At 70.7% G+C, this 20,340-nt stretch carries 20 protein-coding genes and 2 pseudogenes; 13 read left to right on the top strand and 9 right to left on the bottom strand.

Translation table 11 applies throughout. The features are described from left to right. Positions 1-4: 4 nt before the first annotated feature. The 4 genes from ACSHT8_RS01435 to ACSHT8_RS01420 all read right to left on the bottom strand — a co-directional run bounded on the left by ACSHT8_RS01435 (position 5) and on the right by ACSHT8_RS01420 (position 1,188). A complete protein-coding gene (locus tag ACSHT8_RS01435; RefSeq protein WP_436496917.1) occupies positions 5-226 on the bottom strand; it encodes a hypothetical protein in 222 nt (73 codons plus the stop codon). A 164-nt stretch (positions 227-390) separates the two neighbouring features. Next, positions 391-591 carry a hypothetical protein gene (locus ACSHT8_RS01430; RefSeq protein WP_436496915.1) on the bottom strand — a complete coding sequence of 67 codons (201 nt, stop codon included), beginning with the start codon at positions 589-591 and terminating at the stop codon, positions 391-393. 24 nt (positions 592-615) lie between these two features. Next, a complete protein-coding gene (locus tag ACSHT8_RS01425) occupies positions 616-786 on the bottom strand; it encodes a hypothetical protein (protein WP_436496913.1) in 171 nt (56 codons plus the stop codon). A gap of 30 nt (positions 787-816) precedes the next feature. Beyond that, positions 817-1,188: a DoxX family protein gene (locus ACSHT8_RS01420; RefSeq protein WP_436496912.1), complete on the bottom strand. Its 372-nt coding sequence runs from the start codon at positions 1,186-1,188 to the stop codon at positions 817-819. Positions 1,189-1,446: 258 nt separating this feature from the next. Between ACSHT8_RS01420 and ACSHT8_RS01415 the strand changes: the two genes are divergently transcribed. Continuing rightward, positions 1,447-2,484 (top strand): COX15/CtaA family protein, encoded by a 1,038-nt coding sequence (locus tag ACSHT8_RS01415; RefSeq protein ID WP_436496910.1) that lies wholly within the window; start codon positions 1,447-1,449, stop codon positions 2,482-2,484. Here ACSHT8_RS01415 and ACSHT8_RS01410 read toward each other — a convergent pair. Beyond that, a pseudogene (locus tag ACSHT8_RS01410) lies at positions 2,448-3,626 on the bottom strand (MFS transporter); the annotation flags it as partial. The gene ACSHT8_RS01415 and the pseudogene ACSHT8_RS01410 sit on opposite strands and share 37 nt — an antisense overlap. Continuing rightward, entirely contained in the window at positions 3,548-3,856 is a 309-nt protein-coding gene (locus tag ACSHT8_RS01405; protein ID WP_436496908.1) for a hypothetical protein, read from the bottom strand. The gene ACSHT8_RS01405 and the pseudogene ACSHT8_RS01410, both read right to left, overlap by 79 nt. 73 nt (positions 3,857-3,929) lie before the next feature. Between ACSHT8_RS01405 and ACSHT8_RS01400 the strand changes: the two genes are divergently transcribed. Next, positions 3,930-4,898, top strand: coding sequence for a quinone oxidoreductase family protein (locus ACSHT8_RS01400; protein ID WP_436496906.1), 969 nt, complete (start codon positions 3,930-3,932; stop codon positions 4,896-4,898). Positions 4,899-4,950: 52 nt separating this feature from the next. Here the strand turns inward: ACSHT8_RS01400 and ACSHT8_RS01395 are convergent, their stop codons facing one another. Next, the gene (locus tag ACSHT8_RS01395) at positions 4,951-5,550 is read right to left on the bottom strand and encodes an FKBP-type peptidyl-prolyl cis-trans isomerase (RefSeq protein WP_436496904.1); all 600 of its coding nucleotides are present in this window, start codon (positions 5,548-5,550) and stop codon (positions 4,951-4,953) included. A gap of 266 nt (positions 5,551-5,816) precedes the next feature. Here ACSHT8_RS01395 and ACSHT8_RS01390 point away from each other — a divergent pair, with 266 nt between their 5' ends. From ACSHT8_RS01390 to ACSHT8_RS01375, 4 genes are all read left to right on the top strand, one after another. Beyond that, positions 5,817-6,746, top strand: a complete 930-nt coding sequence (locus ACSHT8_RS01390) for a hypothetical protein (RefSeq protein ID WP_436501962.1) — start codon at positions 5,817-5,819, stop codon at positions 6,744-6,746. 39 nt (positions 6,747-6,785) lie between these two features. After that, on the top strand, positions 6,786-7,367 hold the full coding sequence (locus tag ACSHT8_RS01385) for a hypothetical protein (protein ID WP_436501961.1): 582 nt from the start codon (positions 6,786-6,788) through the stop codon (positions 7,365-7,367). A gap of 52 nt (positions 7,368-7,419) precedes the next feature. Further along, the gene (locus ACSHT8_RS01380) at positions 7,420-8,052 is read left to right on the top strand and encodes an HD family phosphohydrolase (protein WP_436496902.1); all 633 of its coding nucleotides are present in this window, start codon (positions 7,420-7,422) and stop codon (positions 8,050-8,052) included. 83 nt (positions 8,053-8,135) lie between these two features. Then, on the top strand, positions 8,136-9,221 hold the full coding sequence (locus ACSHT8_RS01375; protein WP_436496900.1) for an ABC transporter ATP-binding protein: 1,086 nt from the start codon (positions 8,136-8,138) through the stop codon (positions 9,219-9,221). Here the strand turns inward: ACSHT8_RS01375 and ACSHT8_RS01370 are convergent. After that, complete coding sequence (locus tag ACSHT8_RS01370; protein WP_436496898.1) at positions 9,218-10,162, bottom strand: heme o synthase; 945 nt, start codon at positions 10,160-10,162, stop codon at positions 9,218-9,220. The two genes, ACSHT8_RS01375 and ACSHT8_RS01370, sit on opposite strands and share 4 nt — an antisense overlap. Positions 10,163-10,470: 308 nt before the next feature. Here ACSHT8_RS01370 and tkt point away from each other — a divergent pair, with 308 nt between their 5' ends. Genes tkt through ACSHT8_RS01335 form a run of 7 tightly spaced genes read left to right on the top strand, consistent with a single transcriptional unit; the run spans position 10,471 to position 19,333 of the window. Continuing rightward, positions 10,471-12,588: a transketolase gene (gene tkt / locus ACSHT8_RS01365; RefSeq protein WP_436496896.1), complete on the top strand. Its 2,118-nt coding sequence runs from the start codon at positions 10,471-10,473 to the stop codon at positions 12,586-12,588. Next, entirely contained in the window at positions 12,585-13,691 is a 1,107-nt protein-coding gene (gene tal / locus ACSHT8_RS01360; RefSeq protein ID WP_436496894.1) for a transaldolase, read from the top strand. Before tkt ends, tal begins: the two co-directional genes overlap by 4 nt. A 21-nt stretch (positions 13,692-13,712) precedes the next feature. Then, complete coding sequence (locus ACSHT8_RS01355) at positions 13,713-15,335, top strand: glucose-6-phosphate isomerase (RefSeq protein WP_436496892.1); 1,623 nt, start codon at positions 13,713-13,715, stop codon at positions 15,333-15,335. Continuing rightward, positions 15,332-16,864 (top strand): glucose-6-phosphate dehydrogenase, encoded by a 1,533-nt coding sequence (gene zwf / locus ACSHT8_RS01350; protein ID WP_436496890.1) that lies wholly within the window; start codon positions 15,332-15,334, stop codon positions 16,862-16,864. Before ACSHT8_RS01355 ends, zwf begins: the two co-directional genes overlap by 4 nt. Then, positions 16,861-18,006, top strand: a complete 1,146-nt coding sequence (opcA, locus tag ACSHT8_RS01345; protein ID WP_436496888.1) for a glucose-6-phosphate dehydrogenase assembly protein OpcA — start codon at positions 16,861-16,863, stop codon at positions 18,004-18,006. Before zwf ends, opcA begins: the two co-directional genes overlap by 4 nt. After that, positions 18,003-18,782 carry a 6-phosphogluconolactonase gene (gene pgl, locus ACSHT8_RS01340; protein WP_436496886.1) on the top strand — a complete coding sequence of 260 codons (780 nt, stop codon included), beginning with the start codon at positions 18,003-18,005 and terminating at the stop codon, positions 18,780-18,782. Before opcA ends, pgl begins: the two co-directional genes overlap by 4 nt. A 23-nt stretch (positions 18,783-18,805) precedes the next feature. Continuing rightward, positions 18,806-19,333 (top strand): cadmium resistance transporter, encoded by a 528-nt coding sequence (locus ACSHT8_RS01335; RefSeq protein WP_436501960.1) that lies wholly within the window; start codon positions 18,806-18,808, stop codon positions 19,331-19,333. 37 nt (positions 19,334-19,370) lie between these two features. Here ACSHT8_RS01335 and ACSHT8_RS01330 read toward each other — a convergent pair. Further along, positions 19,371-20,333, bottom strand: a pseudogene (locus ACSHT8_RS01330) (glycerophosphodiester phosphodiesterase family protein); the annotation flags it as partial. Between the last annotated feature and the right edge of the window lie 7 nt (positions 20,334-20,340).

Below are 20,340 nucleotides of genomic sequence, written 5' to 3'. Positions count from 1 at the left end.
GACCCTACTCCCGGCAATCACTTCCGACCCGATACATCACCCGGACGATGGCAGCGAATCCACCTGATGACGCACCCCGGGAGTTCCGCGATCGCGGCGGCATGAACAGCGGCTCGTAGCCATCGGCCAGTACGCGGTCGGAGACGTAGACTCCGGGCTGGTGCAGCCCGTGGCCGAGATCGGCCGCCACTGCCGTCATCAGCGCCGCCATCGCCTCGACGTCCACCCCGCCCGGCGATGCCGAGCAGTGCACGTTCTGCTTCCCCCGCGTCGAGGCGGCATCCCCACCGTGTCCGCCGAGACCTGTGTCGGCAGCTGCGCTACATCGGCCTGGTCCTCTACGACAAGGTCCTCGAAGCGGGGTCCACACCCGACGACCAGACCTCTGGTCTAGCGGTCGTCGGCCACGTCCACGGTCACCGCTGCTGCCCCGAGTTCGCGGTATAGCTGCTCGAACTGCCTGCCGATCTCCTTGCACACGTCCTTCGGCTTCACGCCGTCCGCGAGGCCGCCCACCCGGTGAAGTCGCAGCGCCAGCAGGAGATGGTGGGTGCCCGCCCAGCCGTCCGCCTCGTACTCGACCGTTGACATCACCCGACGGCGTCTCGAACGAGGTCAGCCCCTCGCCGGTGCGGACTCGGGACTCGACCTCATCGCGCAGCACGTCGGGGTCGACCCCGTCGCGGCGAGGACCCGGCGGCCGAGGCCGCCCTCAGCCAGCAGCGCCAGCAGGAGTTTCTCCGGCCGGGCGGGGCCGTCCGGGCGCAGCGCCTCGGCCTTCGTCAACACCGCCTTCAGGCGTGGCGTCTGGCCATCTCAGAGGTCGCCGAAGCGCTGCCAGGCGACGAAACCGGCCAGCAGGGCCAGGAAGACCGGTACCGGGAGCACCTTCGTCTCCCCCCGCCGCCCATGCGTGATCGCCGCGCCGATCATCAAAGCGACCAAGCCGAGGGCAGCGATCGGGGTGAGGATCGGGGCGATGCCGGTCCACCACGGCACGATCAGGCCGATCGCGGCCAGAACCTCCAAAGCCCCGATCGTCTTCACCACCGGATCAGTGAAGTCCGCAGCCCAAGCCATGTTCGGATTGGCGACCAGCGCCTCGCGTTTCTGGGTGAGCTTCGCGAGGCCCGCGCCCAGGTGCACCGCGGCCAAGACGCCCTGCACGATCCACACGACGATGTTCATGGGGGCGAACGGTAGAGCGTGATCGTGAGCGCTGCCACCGGGCCGGTCGAGGGGGGACGCAACCGGCCCGGTGGCAGCTGAAGAGAGGCGATGGGGGAGTTCGCCCTCTGACGACCCAGTGTAGTAGGTCATGATCGCTGCGTGGGCATTCCGGACAAAGATGCCAACGGATTCGCTCCGTCGCGCACGATGCGAGAGCCGACACACTCACCCGCGCCCGGAAACGGGCTCTCAGCCACGCCCGCCTACCATCGGCGGGTGCCATCCTTGAAGGACCGGATCGAACGTCTCCCCGGGTCGAGCGCGCGCACGCAGCGCGCGGTCGCGATCGCCGTGGTGGTGACGCAGGCGCTGATCGCGGTGACCGGGTCGGTCGTGCGGGTGACAGGCTCCGGCCTGGGCTGCACGACGTGGCCGCAGTGCCACCCGGGCAGCATGGTGCCGGTCGAGCACCCCGAGTTCGCCGCGCTGCACCAGTGGATCGAGTTCGGCAACCGGATGCTGACGGGCGTGGTCGGCTTCATCGCCTTCGCCGCGTTCGTGCTGGCCTACCTCGACCGTCCCCGCCGCGCGCGGTACGTGAAGCTGGCGCTGATCATGCCGGTCGGCGTCATCGTCCAGGCGGTCATCGGCGGCGCGACCGTGGTGCTCGACCTGTTGTGGTGGACCGTCGCGGTGCACTTCATGGTGTCGACGGTGATGGTGTGGCTGGCCGTCCTGCTGGTGTTCGCCGTCGACGAGGGCGACGGGCCCGAGGTCCGCCGCGGCCCGGCCGGACTGCGTGGGCTGCTGATCGCGATGGTCGCGGTGCTGACCGGGCTGCTGATCGCGGGCACCATGGTCACCGGCGCGGGCCCGCACGCGGGCGACGCGAAGACCCCGCGGCTGGGCATCCCGGTCGAGACGATGGCCCACGTGCACTCCGCGTTCCTGTTCGTGTTCCTCGGCATGCTGCTGGCGGCGGGCTTCCTGGTCCACGGCGACCGCGGCCTCCGCACCCGCTACTTCGTGCTGCTCGCGGTCGTGGTGGCGCAGGGTTCGCTCGGATTCATCCAGTTCTGGACCGGTGTCCCGGAGATGCTGGTGTCCCTGCACGTCCTCGGCGCCATGGCGGTGATCATCGCCACCGCCGCCCTCTGGTGCGGCACGCGCGACTACCCGCGGGCCAGCGGCGACGCGGCCCCGGCCGCCACGATCACCGCGCAGAGCCCGACCGCGACGAGCGCGACCGAGCCCACCCCGAACCGGCCCGCCGCGACCGTGAGCGCGGCGGCGCCCAGCGGCCCCGAGGCGTAGTGCACCGTCCAGAACGCTGACGTCACCCGCCCCAGCAGCGGCGCGGGCGTCAGTTCTTGGCGCAGCGACATCGAGCAGATCCCGGCGAGTGTCAGGCCGAACATCAGCCCGGTCGCGCCCGCCGCGACCACACTGAGGTCGTCGGACAGCCCGAACGCGGCGATCGAGCCGCCGATGAGCGTCGCCGACGCCAGCCAACAGGTCCCGAACCCCAGCCGCCTGCGCGCGGCGGCGGCGACCAGGCCCGCGCCGATCGAGCCGACCATCGCCACGCCCATCACCGTCCCGACGGTCGACGCGCCGCGGCTGAGTTCGCCGCCGAGGCGGAACACCAGCAGGTCGCGGGCACCCATGGTCACGAACGTCAGCGCGGTCAGCAAGATCGTGAGCGCGCGCAGGAGGCGGTGGTTCCACAGGAACCGCAGGCCGATCAGGAACCCCGACCGGATCCCGGCGGGCTCGGTGGCCTCGACGGCGGGCAGCCGAACGAACAGCAGGCTCACCGCCGAGACCGCGTAGGTGAGGCCGTCGATCCCGATGGCCCACTGCGGCCCCACGGCCCCGGCCAGCAGACCGGCGATCACTGGGCCGGCGATGGCAGCGATGGCGAACCCGCTCTGCAGCTTGCCGTTGGCGTCGGTGAGCTGGTCAGGCTCGACCAGCCCGGCCACGGCGGTGATGTAGGCGACCTGGAACAGCATCGTGAGTGCCGAACTGACCGCGGCGGCGAGATAGAGCACCCACAGCGGCTCGCCCAGCAGCCAGACCAGCGGGATCAGCACATGCAGCCCGGCGCGTGCCCAGTCGCACCAGACCAGGATCGCCCTGCGGTCGACGGTGTCGACGACGTGGCCCGCGACCAGCCCGGTCATCACGGTGACCACGCCCGCGAGCGCGGTGATCATGCCCATGTGCACGATCGAGCCGGTCGCGTCGAGCACGAGCAGCGGGAAGGCGAGCAGGGAAATGGAGCCGCCGAGTATCGACAGGGTCTGGCCTGCCCAGAACAGCAGGAAGCCCCGGTTGCGCCAAAGAGAGGGACTCAACGGCGCTGAAGCAGGAGTCAGCCCCGGGTCCGCGCGGCCATCTTGCGGCGGTGGCCCGCGCCGATCTTCGTCGACGACACCGTCTCGCGATCCCACTCCGACAGCTCGATGCCATCGACCCGGGCGACGAGCGCCTCACCAGCGGCGGGCGCCGGGACCATGACGTCGCCGAGGGCGCCGTCGTCGCCGACGAGGACCACGCGGGCGCCCTTGCGGCCGATGTTCTCCACCACGGCCTTGGTCGGGGCGCCGTGCGCCGCGACGAACGCGGTGGCGGCCTTGACGGCCTGGGCGGGGACCTGGGGTTCGGTGTTCTCGTCAGCCACGCGCCGAGCTTAGGACCTCGGCGGTGATCGCACCCATCCAATATGAGGCGGCCCACTCGGGCATGCTTGTCCCATGGCGAAGGCAGTGGAGGTCGCCGAGACCGGCGGCCCGGAAGTGTTGACCTACACCGATCGGGACATCCCGACGCCCGGACCTGGCGAGATCCTGGTCCGCGTGGCGGCGGCGGGGGTCAACTACATCGACACCTATCACCGCAGCGGCCTCTACCCGCTCCCCCGCCCGTTCGTGCTGGGACTGGAGGGCGCGGGCACGGTCGAGGCCGTCGGCGAGGACTCGGGCTTCGCCGTGGGCGACCGGGTGGCCTGGGCCGACGCGCTGGGCAGCTACGCCGAGTACGTCGTCGTGCGGGCCGCGGTGGCGGTCCGGGTGCCGGAGGGGGTGAGCGAGGAGACCGCCGCGGCGGCGATGCTGCAGGGCCTCACCGCGCACTACCTCGTCACCTCGACGTACCCGGTGCGCTCGGTCGACACGGTCCTGGTGCACGCGGCCGCGGGCGGGGTCGGCCTGCTGCTGGTGCAGCTGGCCAAGGCGCGCGGCGCGAAGGTCATCGGCACGGTGTCCACTTCGGACAAAGAGCGGCTGGCCAGGGAGGCGGGGGCCGACGAGGTGATCCGCTACACCGAGGAGGACTTCGTCGCCCGCACGCGCGAACTCACCGACGGCGAGGGCGTGGCGGCGGTCTACGACGGCGTCGGCCGCACGACGTTCGACGGCAGTCTGTCGGTGCTGCACCGCCGAGGCGTGCTGGCCCTGTTCGGCGCGGCCAGCGGCCCGGTGGACCCGGTCGACCCGCAGCGGCTCAACGCGGCGGGCTCGGTGTTCCTCACCCGCCCGAAGCTCGCCGACCACACCGCGACCGAGGAGGAACTGCGCTGGCGCGCGGACGACCTGTTCGGCGCCATCGTCGCGGGAACGCTGTCCGTCGGCATCGGCGGCCGGTACGCGCTCGCGGACGCCCGACAGGCGCACGAGGACCTACAGGCCCGCAAGACGACCGCGAAACTGCTGCTTATCCCCTGAAAGTAGAACGCCCCGCGAGCCAAGGGCTCGCGGGGCGGACGGATTCAAAGTCTTATGCGACCTCGACCGCGTCGATGACGAAGACCAGGGTCTCGTTCGGGGTCATGCGGCCGCCGCCGTCGGCGCCGTAGCCCTTGTCCGGCGGGACGATCAGCAGGCGGCGTCCGCCCTGCTTGATGCCGACGAGGCCCTCGTTCCAGCCGTCGATGACCGCGGCCTGGCCGACGTTCTCCAGCGGGAACGGCTGGTTGCGCGACCAGGACGAGTCCTTCTCGGCCTTGTTCGACCAGGTCACCAGCAGGTAGTGGGTCAGCATGGTACTGCCCTTCACGACCTCCTTGCCGGTGCCGGGGACGAGGTCCTTGACGATCAGGGTCTTCGGCGGCGCGCAGGTGGTCGGCACGGTGATGGTGGGCTTGGTGCCCGCCGCGCCCGCGACCTTGACGTCGTCCGCGGTGCACTCGGGGCCCGTGGCGGCACCGGTCGTGGTGGCCGGGGCGGCCGCGCTGGTGGTGGTCGGGGCGGGCTTCGAGGCGGCTGCCGGGCTGCTCGGGCCGCCTGCGGACTGGGTGGAGGCCTGCTCCGAGGGGGCACAGGCCGACAGGCCCACCGCCACCGCAGCCGCGATCATGATCTTGCCGACGTTGTGCATGGTGACCGAGTCTAGAAAAGCGGCCGGAGCCCGCCGCACCCGGTGTGCCGGAACGGGAATCCTCACCCGAATTTCGCATTCCACGGATGTGGATCTGCGCGTAAAGTAACTCCGCGCGCCCGATCGGATACGGAAAGCATTCGCCCGATCGGGTGCCCGCCAAGGAGGTGACCACCGTGCCCGCGCAGGCCGGATCCGCATCTGGCACCGCGGCGCAGGCCAACCCCGTCAAGGAGCTGTTCTGGACCCGCACGGGTCTGCTGCTCATGATCCTGCTCGTGGTGTCCGGAACGTCGATGTGGTTGGCGAGCGGATTGGGCCCGGGCACCCCGAAGAACCTGCTCGCCGCCCTCGGCACCGGGACGATGGTGTCGGCCGTGGTCGGGTTCGGCCAGACGCTGGTCACCGCGAGCGCGGCGCAGCGCGCGATGGTCACCCCGGTGATCGAGGAGAGCAGGCGCGCGCTTCAGGAGTTATCGGCGGAGTACCGGTCGCTGAACCAGGAGTTCTTCCCCACCCACGTCTTCGAGGCGACCACCGATCCCGACCCGGCGTTCAACGCGCTGATGATGCGCGATCTCAAGGCCACCAGGCAGTTCTGGTTCCGCGGCTTCTCCGGCCGCTACGCCGCGGTGCGGCTGCTGCACTCCAACGCCGAGTGGGAGGTCCGCGCGGTCGTCGCCGACCCACGCGAGCGCACCGCGATCAGCGGCCGGGCCCGCCACCTGGTGCGGCACGCGGGCGTCGACGCCGACTACGAGCGGATCCAGGCCACGCTGCACGAGGAGATCAGCATCGGGCTGGTCGGGCTGTACCTGGCGCGGGCGCGGTGCACGGTGATCGACGTGACGGTGATCGCCGACCCGCCGCTGGATCGTGTGGAGATGTTCGACGACAGCGTCTGGGTGACGCTCTACAGCGACGTCGCCGGGGTCGCCTCGCTGTACCCGCGCACGCTGCGGTTCTCGGAGGGGTCGTTCATCTACGCGATGGAGCGCGCCGACTTCAGCAGGCTGCGCGCCGCCCGCGACGCGGGCAGGTTCCAGATCACCCCGGACACCAGTCGCGCGGAGTTCCTCGCGCACTTCGCGAAGGTCACCGGGACCACGCTGACCGACCACAAGTTCCGTGCCCTGGAGGCCAAGTTCCACACCTTCCGGCACGAGTTCTCCGCGAAAGCCGAATTGAAGGGCTGAGCCAAGTTGTCCACCGCGCTGTCCGAACTCGCCGACCGGATGCGCCACGTGCGCCGCTGGCCCGCGGTCCACGCCACTTTCGGCTCGTGGGTGGACGGACCAGCGCTGAGATCGGTGCTGCGCGCCCACCTGCTCAGCCTCGGCCCGGACCGCGCCGCCGCGCTGATCGCCCACTCCCGCGAGACGACCACCCACTTCGCCTGGTGCCTGCGCGACCGCGCGGCCGAACCGTTCACGTTCTGGCTGCACGAGTACAAACCACAGTCCGACTGGCGCCCCGGCTACGCCGACTCGGTCCACAACCACCGCTACCACTTCTGCACGGTCATCCTGAGCGGCGGCTACCTGCACGAGCGCTACGCGACCTCGGTGGACCCCGACACCGGCCTGATCACCTCGGCCACCCTGCTGCGCGCCACGGAGTGCCGCGCGGGCGACTCCGGCTACCTGCTGGCCGACGAGTTCCACCGCATCCCCCGCGCGGCCGACTCGACGATGACGTTCCTGGTGAAGTCTCGCCCGGTCACCCGCGCCAGCCTGTCGTTCGACCCGGCCACCCGCATCGGGCACCGGCACGTGCCCGTCGAATCCCGACTGGAGGACCTGACCAGCCGCATCTGAAACCACCTACCATCACCCCACCCGACTTTCCCACCGCTCGGGAGGGGTTCCCTTGTCCACGATCAGCGCCACCGCCATCGCCTATGTCGAGAACCGGGTGCACGCGCTCTGCCTGCGCGACAGCCTGCCGTTCCACGGCTGGCACCACGTCAGCTTCGTGCGCGACAAAGCCGTCGAGTTCTCCCGGCTGAACGGCTCCGACACCGCCGTGGTGGAGACCGCCGCCCTGGTGCACGACGTCAACTACCTGGTCCGCCGCAACTCGGCGGCCGCGGCGGGCAGCGACCTGCGCCGCGCGATCCTCACCGACGCCGGGCTGCGGCGCCACACGATCGAGTGGATCGACGCGCTGGTCGACGAGGCCGAGATGCGCACCCGGCACCGCGACATCTCCCTGGAGGCGCAGGCCCTCAGCGACGCCGACACCCTGTTCAAGGCGCTGCCGGTCACCCCGGTCGTGCTCGCCCACAAGTACCTCGCCGAGAACGGCGTCAGCCTGCGCGAGTTGGCCGACAAGATCGTCGGCGAACAGCGGGACGCGCACGACGAGGGGTTCTACTTCTACTCCCCCGCCGCCGCGGCCGCCTATTCCCGCTGGGCCACGGCCAATTTGGAACTCTGGTCCTGCATCCGGGAATCCTTGGACGACCCGACCGTCGAACGGTTACTTTCCGCCGTGGTTTAGACATCTCTTGTGCTAATGCCCACATTTCTGACATCTTTCGCACACTTAACAGTGAAAACTCGGGCAGCAGTGAGGGCAGGCGCATGGCTTCCGTCTCGTATCAGGGCGCCACGCGCGTCTACCCCGGCACCGACACGCCCGCGCTGGACAGTCTCGATCTCGACATCCGCAACGGTGAGTTCATGGTGCTCGTGGGCCCCTCCGGCTCCGGGAAGACGACGGCCCTGCGGATGCTCGCCGGGCTGGAAGAGGTCGACCGGGGCGCGATCCACATCGGCAGATCGAACGTCACTCACGCCAGACCACAGGAACGGGACATCGCGATGGTGTTCCAGAACTACGCCCTGTACCCGCACATGACCGTCGCGGAGAACCTCGGTTTCCAGCTCAAGCTGGCCAAGAAGCCGCCGACGTACATCTCGCAGAAGGTGCGCGAGGTCGCCAAGATGCTCGACCTCGAGCCCTACCTCGACCGCAAGCCGCCAAAGCTGTCCGGTGGGCAGCGGCAGCGGGTGGCCATGGGTCGCGCGATCGTGCGCGAGCCCAGGGTGTTCCTGATGGACGAGCCCCTGTCCAACCTCGACGCGAAGCTGCGCGTGCAGACCCGCACCCAGATCGCGTCGCTGCAGCGCAGGCTCGGCACCACCACCGTCTACGTCACCCACGACCAGGTCGAGGCCATGACCATGGGCGACCGGGTCGCGGTGCTCAACGACGGCAAGCTCCAGCAGGTCGACACGCCGCGCCGGGTGTTCGACCGGCCCGCGAACGTGTTCGTGGCCGGGTTCACCGGCTCGCCGCCGATGAACCTGGTCGAGGTGCCGGTCATCAGCAGCTCGCTGATCCGGTTCGGTCCCTACGACCTGCCGACCACCCCGCGCCAGCGTGCCGCGCTCAAGAGCAAGGCGATCACGGTCGGGCTGCGGCCGAGCGGCCTGCGGGTCGTCGGCGCGGGCCAGGGCATCAACGCCACCGTCGAGGCCGTCGAGGAACTCGGCGAGGACAACTACCTGTACCTGACCGCCAACACCCCGTACGGCGACATCACCCTGGTCGCGCGCTGCGACCGGCGGAACGTGCCGGGCCGGGGCATGCAGGTCGGGCTCGGGATCGACCCGAGCCAGGTGCACCTGTTCGACACCCTGACCGGAGTCCGGCTACCGGATTAGAACGGCCACCCGGTGACGGGGAGCGCCAGCGCGGAGTCGACGGCGAGCGCGACGAACACCAGCGTCAGGTAGCTGTTCGAGAGGTGGAACAGCTTCATCGGGTTGCTGGGCTCGTCGCGGCGCACCGCGTTGTGCAGCTTGTGCGCGTAGATCAGGAACCACAGGCCCGCGAGCGCGGAGAACGCCGCGTAGACCCACCCGGTCGCCGGGACCAGCAGCAGCGTCCAGGCCACCATCACCCACGAGTAGACGACGATCTGCTTGGACACCTGCTGCGGCGTGGCGACCACGGGCAGCATCGGCACGCCCGCGGCGGCGTAGTCGTCGCGAAACTTCATCGCCAGCGCCCAGAAGTGCGGCGGGGTCCAGAAGAAGATCACGCCGAACATGACCCACGCGGGCCAGCCGACGTCGCCGGTCACCGCGGACCAGCCGATGACCACGGGCATGCACCCGGCCGCCCCGCCCCACACGATGTTCTGCGACGTCCGCCGCTTGAGGATCATCGTGTAGACGAGGACGTAGAACAGGATCGCGCCGACGGCCATGGCCGCGGCGAGCAGGTTCGTGGTGGCCCAGAGCCAGGCGAAGGAGACCACGCCGAGGATCAGGCCGAAGACCAGCGCGTTGCGCTTGGGCACGACGTGCTGGGCGAGCGGGCGCTGCTTGGTCCGCTTCATCAGCGCGTCGATGTCGGCGTCGACCACGCAGTTGAGCGCGTTCGCGCTGCCCGCGGCCAGCGTGCCGCCGAAGAGCGTGGTGAGCACCAGCCACGGCGACGGGATGCCGCGCTGCGCGAGCAGCATCGCGGGCACCGTCGTGACCAGCAGCAACTCGATGATGCGCGGCTTGGTCAGCGCCACGTAGGCCTTGACCACCTCGGCTCGGCTCGGCGCCTGCGCTGGGCGGGCGTCGGCGGGCACGGGGGTCACCGACGACATCGCGCTCCTCAAGTCAGCCGGTGACCAGGTGAGACGCCGGTCACGGCGGTTGCGTCCGGGCCGCGGGAAGTCTCGCGACACCGTGGGAAATGTTAACCGCGTGGCTTATGGGTACCCGTATCGGGTGGCCTGGTGGGCCCGGGATTCGGTCACGAATCACACTCCCGGACGGCGCGGACTACGCTGACCACCGGACCAGGGATGACATGCGGGTCGAGCCGGGTTACCACCTGTGGGATCGATCTAGAGAGCCCGATGGTGGAGGATCGTGCAGGCGCCGCCAGATGTGGAAGTGGGAGCTCAAGTCCGTGTCCGTTAGCGACGAAGTCCAGCCAGACCTGACCGAACTCACCAAGGCGACGCTGCCCGAGGACTGGACCGATCTCGACCGGCGCGCGGTCGACACCATCCGGGTGCTCGCCGCAGACGCGGTGCAGAACGTCGGCAACGGCCACCCCGGGACGGCGATGAGCCTGGCCCCGCTGGCCTACACCCTCTACCAGCGTGTGATGCGCCACGACCCGAGCGACCCGGACTGGATCGGCCGCGACCGCTTCGTCCTGTCGTGCGGCCACTCCAGCCTCACCCAGTACCTGCAGCTGTTCCTCTCCGGCTACGGCCTGGAGATCGAGGACATCCAGGCGCTGCGCACGTGGGGTTCGCTGACCCCGGGCCACCCGGAGCACGGCCACACCAAGGGCGTGGAGATCACCACCGGCCCGCTGGGCCAGGGCCTGGCCTCCGCGGTCGGCATGGCGATGGCGGCACGCCGCGAGCGCGGCCTGTTCGACCCCGACGCCGCCGAGGGCGAGAGTGTCTTCGATCACCACATCTACGTGGTGGCCTCCGACGGCGACATCGAGGAGGGCGTGACCTCCGAGGCCTCGTCCATCGCGGGCCGCCAGGAGCTGGGCAACCTGATCGTCTTCTACGACGACAACCAGATCTCCATCGAGGACGACACCCGCATCGCGCTGTCGGAGGACACCGCGAAGCGCTACGAGTCCTACGGCTGGCACGTGCAGACCGTGCTGTCCGGTGAGAACGTGCGGGGCATCCTGGACGCGGTCGAGGCGGCCAAGGCCGACCCGCGCCCGTCGTTCATCCTGCTGCGCACCGTGATCGGCTACCCGGCGCCGAACCTGATGAACACCGGCAAGGCGCACGGCGCCGCGCTGGGTGACGACGAGGTCGCCGCGGTCAAGGAGATCCTGGGCTTCGACCCGGCCAAGACCTTCGAGGTCGACCCGGCCGTGCTGTCGCACGCCCGCGAGGTCACCGCGCGCGGCAAGTCGGCGCGCGCCGAGTGGGAGACCGCGTTCGAGAAGTGGGCGCAGGCCAACCCGGAGCGCAAGGAACTGCTCGACCGGGCGTCGGCCTACAAGCTGCCCGAGGGATTCGCCGAGGCGCTGCCGAGCTGGGACCCGGACCCGAAGGGCGTGGCGACCCGCAAGGCGTCCGGCGACGTGCTGAACAAGATCGGCGGCCTGCTGCCGGAGCTGTGGGGCGGCTCGGCCGACCTCGCGGAGTCGAACAACACCACGATCGCCGGGTCCGACTCGTTCGGCCCGGTCGCGGCGGCCACCAAGCACTGGAACGCCACCCCGTACGGCCGCACGCTGCACTTCGGTGTCCGCGAGCACGCCATGGGCTCGATCCTCAACGGCATCGTGCTGCACGGCCCCACCCGCCCCTACGGCGGCACGTTCCTGGTGTTCTCCGACTACATGCGCCCGGCGGTGCGCCTGGCCGCGCTGATGAAGCTGCCGGTCACCTACGTCTGGACTCACGACTCCATCGGCCTCGGCGAGGACGGCCCGACCCACCAGCCGATCGAGCACCTGGCCGCGCTGCGCGCGATCCCGGGCCTGGTCGTGCTGCGCCCGGGTGACGCCAACGAGACCGCCGCGGCGTGGAAGGCGATCCTGGAGCAGTCCGACGCCCCGGTGGGCCTCGCGCTGACCAGGCAGAACCTGCCGGTGCTGGAAGGCACCAAGGACCTGGCCGCCGACGGTGTCGCCAAGGGCGGCTACGTGCTGGCCGACGCGACCGGCGGCACCCCGCAGGTCGTGCTCATCGGCACCGGCTCCGAGCTGCAGCTCGCGGTCGAGGCCCGAGCGGCCCTGGAGGCCGACGGCGTGCCGACGCGGGTCGTGTCGATGCCGTCGGTCGAGTGGTTCGACGCGCAGGACCAGTCCTACCGCGACACCGTGATCCCGCCGAGCGTCAAGGCGCGCGTCGCGGTCGAGGCGGGCATCGCCCAGCCGTGGCACCGCTTCGTCGGCGACACCGGCGAGATCGTCTCCATCGAGCACTTCGGCGCGTCGGCGGACTTCAAGACGCTGTTCCGCGAGTTCGGCATCACCACCGAGGCCGTCGTCGCCGCCGCACGCCGCTCCATCATCGCGAACGGAGGCCAGAAGTGACCGACAACTTGAAGGCGCTTTCCGACGCCGGGGTGTCCATCTGGCTCGACGACCTGTCGCGCGAGCGGCTCACCTCGGGCAACCTCGCCGAGCTGATCCGCGACAAGCACATCGTCGGCGTCACCACGAACCCGACGATCTTCGCGGGCGCGCTGTCCGACGGCGAGGCATACGACGAGCAGGTCCGCGAGCTGGCCGCCCGCGACGCCTCGCTCGACGCTGTCGTGCGCGAGCTGACCACCACCGACGTGCGCAACGCGTGCGACCTGTTCCGCGACATCTGGAAGGCCACCGGCGGCGTCGACGGCCGGGTGTCGATCGAGGTCGACCCGCGGCTGGCCGCCGACACCGAGGCCACCGTGGCCGAGGCGCAGGACCTGTGGAAGACCGTCGACCGGCCGAACCTGCTGGTCAAGATCCCGGCGACGGTCGAGGGCCTGCCCGCGATCACCCGCACCCTGGCCGAGGGCATCAGCGTCAACGTCACGCTGATCTTCTCGGTCGAGCGCTACCGCGCGGTGATGGAGGCTTACCTGGCCGGTCTTGAGAAGGCCAAGGAGAACGGCCACGACCTGAAGTCGATCGAGTCCGTCGCGTCGTTCTTCGTTTCCCGTGTGGACACCGAAGTGGACAAGCGGCTTGACACAATCGGCACGGACGAGGCGAAGGCCCTTCGCGGCAAAGCGGCCGTCGCCAACGCGCGGCTCGCGTACGCGGCGTTCCAGGAGGTCTTCTCCGGCGAGCGCTGGGCGGCGCTGGCCGCCGACGGCGCGCGGGCGCAGCGTCCACTGTGGGCGTCGACCGGCGTGAAGAACCCGGACTATGTGGACACGATGTACGTCGACGACCTCGTCGTCGCCGACACGGTCAACACCATGCCGGAGAAGACACTGCACGCCGTGGCCGATCACGGCAAGATCAGTGGCGACACGGTGACGGGCACCGGCCCGGCCGCGCAGGCTGTGTTCGATCAGCTCGCCGCGGTCGGCGTCGACATCGACGACGTGTACCAGGTTCTCGAGACCGAGGGCGTGGACAAGTTCGAGAAGTCGTGGGCCGAGTTGCTCGACACCGTGCAAGGCCAGTTGGACAAAGCGAAGTAGTTCCTTAGTAGAGAGGCCACCGTGGCAAACCCCGGAGAGACCGTCGCAGTAACCATCAACGACCAGCGGCTCACCGAGGAAGCCGCTCCGCTCGTCCAATTGCTGGTGGACGACGAGGTGGCCTCGAAGCTCGCGGCGCAGGACCCGACGCTGTGGGGTCCCGAGGCGGAGTCCGAGTCGGCCATCCGGCTGTCCTGGACGACGCTGCACGAGACCTCGCGCCCGCTGCTCGCCGAGATCGACGCCCTCCGCGCAGAACTCCGCGCGGAGGGCGTCGACCGGGTCGTGCTCGCGGGCATGGGCGGCTCGTCGCTGGCGCCCGAGGTCATCACCGGCACCGCGGGAGTGCCGCTGGTCGTGCTCGACACGACCGATCCCGGCCAGGTGGCCGACGCCCTCGCGGGTGATCTTTCGCGAACCGTGCTCGTGGTGTCGTCCAAGTCGGGGTCCACTGTGGAGACCGACAGCCACCGCCGGATCTTCGCCGCCGCGTTTGCCGCGGAGGGCATCGACGCCGCGTCGCGGATCGTCGTGGTCACCGACCCGGGTTCGCCGATGGAGGCCGCGTCGGTCGAGGCGGGCTACCGCAAGGTGTTCCGCGCCGACCCGAACGTCGGCGGCCGCTACTCGGCGCTGACCGCGTTCGGCCTCGTCCCCTCCGGCCTCGCGGGCGCCGACGTGGCCGCGCTGCTCGACGACGCGGCCGAGGCCGCCAAGGTGCTCAGCGCCGACAGCCCCGACAACCCGGCGCTCGTGCTGGCGTCGGCGCTCGGCGGGGCGCACGCGCGCGGCGCGGAGAAGATCGTCATCGCCGACACCGGGTCCGGCATCGCGGGCTTCGGCGACTGGGCCGAGCAGCTCGTGGCGGAGTCGACCGGCAAGAACGGCACCGGCCTGCTGCCGGTCGTCGTGGACAAGGCCGACTCCCCCGGGTTCGCCGACGCGGGCGAGGACGCCACCACCATCGGCGTCGGCCCGGACGGCGGCGCGATCTCGGTGTCGGGCAGCCTGGGCGGCCAGTTCCTGCTGTGGGAGTACGCGACCGCGGTCGTCGGCAGGCTGCTGGGCATCAACCCGTTCGACCAGCCCGACGTCGAGGCGGCCAAGAAGGCGGCCCGCGCGCTGCTGGACGCGCCCCAGGGCGATGACACCACCAAGCCGTCCCTTGTGGACGGTCCGATCGAGGTCTACGCGTCCGAGGGCTGGCTGCCGGAAGGCACCGACTCGCTTGCTGGTGCGCTGACCGCGCTGGTCGAGGCGGCCCCGGAGTTCGGCTACGTGTCCATCCAGGCTTATCTCGACCGGCTCGACGACGCCTCCGCCGTGTTGCTGCGGTCGGAGCTGGCGCGCCGCGGCGGCCTGCAGACCACGTTCGGCTGGGGCCCGCGGTTCCTGCACTCGACCGGCCAGTACCACAAGGGCGGCCACCAGAACGGCGTGTTCCTGCAGATCACCGGCGTGGTGGAGAACGACCTGGAGGTGCCGGAGCGCCCGTACACGCTGGGTGTGCTCCAGCGCGCGCAGGCGCTCGGCGACGGCCAGGTGCTCATCGAGCACGGCAGGCCCGTGCTGCGCCTGCACTTCACCGACCGCGCCGCCGGCCTGGCCCACCTCGTCAACGTGCTCACCGAGGTGAGCCGGTGACCCGGACGTGGACGAACCCGCTGCGCGACGAGCGGGACAAGCGGCTGCCGCGCATCGCCGGGCCGTGCGGCCTGGTGATCTTCGGCGTGACCGGTGACCTTTCGCGCAAGAAGCTGATGCCCGCGATCTACGACCTGGCCAACCGGGGCCTGCTGCCGCCGGGCTTCTCCCTGGTCGGCTTCGCGCGCCGCGACTGGGCCGACCAGGACTTCGGCCAGGTCGTCTACGAGGCGGTCAAGCAGCACGCGCGCACGCCGTTCCGCGAGGCGGTGTGGGACCGGCTGGCCGAGGGCTTCCGGTTCGTGTCGGGCACGTTCGACGACGACGCGGCCTTCGACAACCTCGTCGCGACGATCAAGCAGCTCGACGAGGAGCGCGGCACCGGCGGCAACCACGCGTTCTACTTCTCCATCCCGCCGGGCGCGTTCCCCATCGTGACCAAGCAGCTCGCCCGCTCCGGCCTGGCCACCCCGGACTCTCCGGAGAACTGGCGGCGGGTCGTCATCGAGAAGCCGTTCGGGCACGACCTGGCCTCCGCGGTGGCGCTGAACAAGGTCGTCAACGAGGTCTTCCCCGAGGAGTCGGTGTTCCGCATCGACCACTACCTCGGCAAGGAGACCGTGCAGAACCTGTTGGCGCTGCGCTTCGCCAACCAGCTGTTCGAGCCGATCTGGAACGCCAACTACGTCGACCACGTGCAGATCACCATGGCCGAGGACATCGGCCTCGGCGGCCGCGCGGGCTACTACGACGGCATCGGCGCCGCCCGCGACGTCATCCAGAACCACCTGCTGCAGCTGCTCGCGCTGACCGCGATGGAGGAGCCGGTCTCCTTCAACCCGAGCGCGCTGCGCACCGAGAAGATCAAGGTGCTGGAGGCGACCAAGCCGGTCGGCCCGTTCGCCGAGACCACCGCGCGCGGGCAGTACCTCGGCGGCTGGCAGGGCGGGCAGAAGGTGCTCGGCCTGCTGCAGGAAGAGGGCTTCGCGAAGACCTCGACCACCGAGACCTACGCCGCGATCACCCTGGAGGTGAACACGCGCCGCTGGGCCGGGGTGCCGTTCTACCTGCGCACGGGCAAGCGGCTCGGGCGGCGGGTCACCGAGATCGCCGTGGTGTTCAAGCGCGCGCCGCACCTGCCGTTCGACGACACGTCGACCGAGGAGCTGGGGCAGAACGCCCTGGTCGTGCGCGTGCAGCCGGACGAGGGCGTCACGATGCGGTTCGGCTCGAAGGTGCCGGGGACCACGATGGAGGTCCGCGACGTGTCGATGGACTTCTCCTACGGCCACGCGTTCACCGAGTCCTCGCCCGAGGCCTACGAGCGACTCATCCTCGACGTGCTGCTCGGCGAGCCGTCGCTGTTCCCGGTCAACCAGGAGGTCGAGCTGTCCTGGCAGATCCTGGAGCCGGTGCTGAAGTTCTGGAAGACGGCGGGCAAGCCGGAGGGCTACCCGGCGGGCACGTGGGGGCCGCACTCGGCCGACAAGATGCTCTCCCGGACCGGACGCCAGTGGAGGCGGCCTTGATCATCGATCTGCCATCGACGACGACCTCCCAGGTCAACACCAAGCTCGTGCACATGCGCGAGCAGGGTGGCGCCACGACCCTCGGCCGGGTGCTGACGCTGGTGATCGTCACCGACGACGGAGAGCGCACCGAGGACGCCATCGACGCGGCCAACGACGCCAGCCGGGAACACCCGTGCCGGGTGATCGTGGTGGCCCGCGGCGCCCGCAAGGCCGCCGCCCGCCTCGACGCCCAGATCCGGGTGGGCGGCGACGCGGGTGCCAGCGAGGTCATCGTGCTGCGCCTCTACGGCCCCTTGGCCGATGAAGGCGCCAGCTGCGTGATCCCGCTGCTGCTGCCGGACGCGCCGGTGGTGGCGTGGTGGCCGTTCGAGGCGCCCGCCAAGCCCGCCGACGACCCGATCGGCAAGCTCGCGCAGCGCCGCATCACCGACTCGGCCGCCGACCGCAACCCGGGCAAGGCGCTGGAGACGCGGCAGAAGCAGTACGCCGCGGGCGACACCGACCTTGCCTGGACCCGGCTGACCCTGTGGCGCGCGGTGCTCGCGGCGTCGCTGGACCTGCCGCCACACGAGAAGGTCACCGCGGCGTCGGTCAGCGGGGCGGCGGACTCGCCGTCGACGGACCTGCTCGCGGCGTGGCTGGCGACGTTCCTCAAGGTGCCGGTGAAGCGGGTGAAGACGACCGCGGGCACGGGCATCGTGCACGTCGAGCTGGCGCGGAGGTCCGGGACGGTGGTGCTGGACCGGCCGGACGGCAAGGTCGGCACGCTCACCCAGCCCGGCCAGCCCGCTCGTCGCGTGGCTTTGCAGCGGCGTGAGGTGCGGGACTGCCTGTCGGAGGAGCTGCGCAGGCTCGACCCGGACGAGATCTACGAGGCCACGCTGAAGGGCCTCGCGAAGGTCACCCGCGGCCGGGCGACCGCGGCCTCCGCCGCCAAGCCCGCCACCGCCAAGCCCGCCGCCGCGAAGGCGACGCCTGCCTCGTCGGCCAAGGCGAGCCCGCCCAAGCCAAGCTCGGCGAAGACGGTGGCGACGAAGTCGACCGCTGCCAAGACCACTGCCAAGACCGCGCCGAAACGCAAGGCGACCGCATCGAAGTCGACCGCGGCATCGGCCAAGAGCACGAAGGCGGCGTCATGAGTCGTCCCCAGGTGGTCGTCTACTCGGCCCCCGGCTTACTCGCGGCCGCCACGGCGGCCCGTCTCGTCACCCGCATGGTCGACGCCCAGGCCGCGCGCGGCCACGCGTCGGTGGTGCTGACGGGTGGCCGCACCGGGATCATGGTCCTGGAACAGCTGCGCGCCGCCCCGGCCCGCGACGCCGTCGACTGGAGCCGCGTCGACCTCTACTGGGGCGACGAGCGGTTCCTCCCGTCGGGCCACCCGGACCGCAACGAGACCCAGGCCCGCGCGGCCCTGCTCGACCACGTGCCGGTCTCCCCCGACCGCGTCCACGCCATGGCCCCCTCGGACGGCCCCTTCGGCGACGACCCGGACGCGGCGGCCGCCGACTACGCGGACCTGTTGGCCCGCAAGGCAGGCCCGGAGGACCACGGCCCGGTGCCGACGTTCGACGTCTGCCTGCTCGGCGTGGGCGAGGAGGGGCACACGCTTTCGGTGTTCCCCGGCGCGCCCGCGGTCTATGAGACCGAGCGGACCGTCGTGGCCGTGCGAAACTGCCCGAAGCCGCCGCCGACGCGGGTCAGCATGACGCTGGCGACCGCCCGCCGGTCGGCGGAGGTCTGGCTGATGACGACCGGCGAGTCCAAGGCGGCCGCGGTCGCCATGGCGCTCGGCGGGGCCGGTGAGGTCCAGCTTCCGGCCGCGGGCGCGCGGGGTATCCGACGCACGCTGTGGCTGCTGGACAAGCCCGCCGCGGCGAAGGTGCCGAACGTGTTCGCTCCCCCGCTTTCTTGACGCAAGTCGCTCAAGCCGCGGGCATGTTCGCGGTGACCAACATCGACGACCTGGTGCTGCTCGCGGTGTTCTTCGGCCAGACCGGCCGGAACCGCGCCGCGGCGGCCCGGGTCGTGGCGGGCCAGTTCCTCGGGTTCGCCGCCATCCTCGCGGTGTCGGTGCTCGGCGCCCTGGGCGCGGGCCTGCTACCCGAGTCGGCGATCCGCTACCTCGGTCTGCTGCCGCTCGCGCTCGGACTCAAAGCGGCGTGGGCACTGTGGCGCGGCGGCGACGACGAGCCCGCCCCGGCGGCGGGCCTCTGGCAGGTCGCGGCGGTGACGTTCGCCAACGGCGGCGACAACATCGGCGTCTACGTACCGGTGTTCGCCGTGGCGGGTGTCGGCGGCATGACCGGGTACATCGTGGTGTTCCTCATCGGCACGGCCGTGTGGTGCGCCCTGGGCTGGTTCCTCGCGGGCCATCCCGTGGTGGCGAAGGTGCTGTCCCGCTGGGGGCATCTCGTGCTGCCGGTCGTGCTGGTCGGCATCGGGCTGGTAATCCTGTTCAGCTGACCGGTGGGGGCCGCTTTCCGCGGCCCCCACCGTCAACTCAGCGCAGGCCGTTGCGGACGGCCACCTTGATCAGCAGGTCAGGGTCGTCGCTGATAACGCCGTCGACACCGAGGTCGATGACGCGCTGCATCGTGGGCTCGTCGTTCACGGTGTACGGGACGACCTTCAATCCCTTGCGCCGCAACGTGGCCACGTCCGGGCCGTGGTAGTACGCCGGGCTCTGCCGCAGGTACCAGTCGCTGTGGGCGACGGTCGGCTGGGCCGGGTCGTGCACCTGCCAGTTCGACGACACCGTGGTCGCGCCGGACTGGCGGACGAGCTTGGCGAGGTCCTGGTGCTTCCACCAGTCCAGCCCGCCGGTCCACGGGCTCTTCACCGACGGGTCGCCGTAGACGGCCTGCAGCGAGCACTCGTCGGCCAGGGCCGCGCACTCGGCCGGGCCGTACTGCCAGACCAGCGCGACGGTCTCCAGGCGCGGGTCGAGCTTGCGGGCCAGCATGATCGTGCGCCAGTCGAACGACTGCAGCGTGCTGCGCTTGGTGAAGCCAGCGCGGGCGATCTCGCCGACCACCGCGCGGGTGAACACGTCGTACGGCGCGGTGTCGTCGGCCGTCGGGCTGATCTTGGTCTCGATGTTGAGCCGGACGTCCGACCGGCCGCTCGCGCGCACCGCGTCGAACACCTGGGACAGCGTCGGGACGCGCTCGCCGGGGGCGGCCTGCTGCTTCGGGAAGTCGGGCAGCGTCTTGGAGCCGCAGTCGATGGTCTTGACCTGCGCCAGCGTCAGGTCGTGGATCCGCTTGCCGACATAGGGGAACTCCGGGTCGCCCGCGGTGGCCGGAGCGGTGTCGACACAGTGCGAGCCGTTGACGGTGCGGTCGTGGATCACCACGACCTTGCCGTCCTCGGTGACCCCGGTGTCGAGCTCCAAAGTGGACACATCGGGGTTGGCCAGCGCGTAGCGGAACGCGGCCAGCGTGTTCTCCGGACGCACAGACCGCGCGCCG

This window comes from Actinokineospora sp. HUAS TT18 (assembly GCF_051364635.1).
In the GTDB taxonomy this organism is placed as follows: domain Bacteria; phylum Actinomycetota; class Actinomycetes; order Mycobacteriales; family Pseudonocardiaceae; genus Actinokineospora.
Note: the sequence above shows the minus strand (reverse complement) of the source record. Positions and strands in the feature narration are given on the sequence as shown.

Excerpts from the sequence above, each read along its gene's own strand:
- ACSHT8_RS01430 (WP_436496915.1), bottom strand. The coding sequence starts at position 591 with ATGTCAACGGTCGAGTACGAGGCGGACGGCTGGGCGGGCACCCACCAT.
- ACSHT8_RS01420 (WP_436496912.1), bottom strand. The coding sequence starts at position 1,188 with ATGAACATCGTCGTGTGGATCGTGCAGGGCGTCTTGGCCGCGGTGCAC.
- ACSHT8_RS01400 (WP_436496906.1), top strand. The coding sequence starts at position 3,930 with ATGGCGAAGGCAGTGGAGGTCGCCGAGACCGGCGGCCCGGAAGTGTTG.
- ACSHT8_RS01395 (WP_436496904.1), bottom strand. The coding sequence starts at position 5,550 with ATGCACAACGTCGGCAAGATCATGATCGCGGCTGCGGTGGCGGTGGGC.
- ACSHT8_RS01390 (WP_436501962.1), top strand. The coding sequence starts at position 5,817 with ATGATCCTGCTCGTGGTGTCCGGAACGTCGATGTGGTTGGCGAGCGGA.
- ACSHT8_RS01385 (WP_436501961.1), top strand. The coding sequence starts at position 6,786 with ATGCGCCACGTGCGCCGCTGGCCCGCGGTCCACGCCACTTTCGGCTCG.
- ACSHT8_RS01375 (WP_436496900.1), top strand. The coding sequence starts at position 8,136 with ATGGCTTCCGTCTCGTATCAGGGCGCCACGCGCGTCTACCCCGGCACC.
- ACSHT8_RS01370 (WP_436496898.1), bottom strand. The coding sequence starts at position 10,162 with ATGTCGTCGGTGACCCCCGTGCCCGCCGACGCCCGCCCAGCGCAGGCG.
- pgl (WP_436496886.1), top strand. The coding sequence starts at position 18,003 with ATGAGTCGTCCCCAGGTGGTCGTCTACTCGGCCCCCGGCTTACTCGCG.
- ACSHT8_RS01335 (WP_436501960.1), top strand. The coding sequence starts at position 18,806 with ATGTTCGCGGTGACCAACATCGACGACCTGGTGCTGCTCGCGGTGTTC.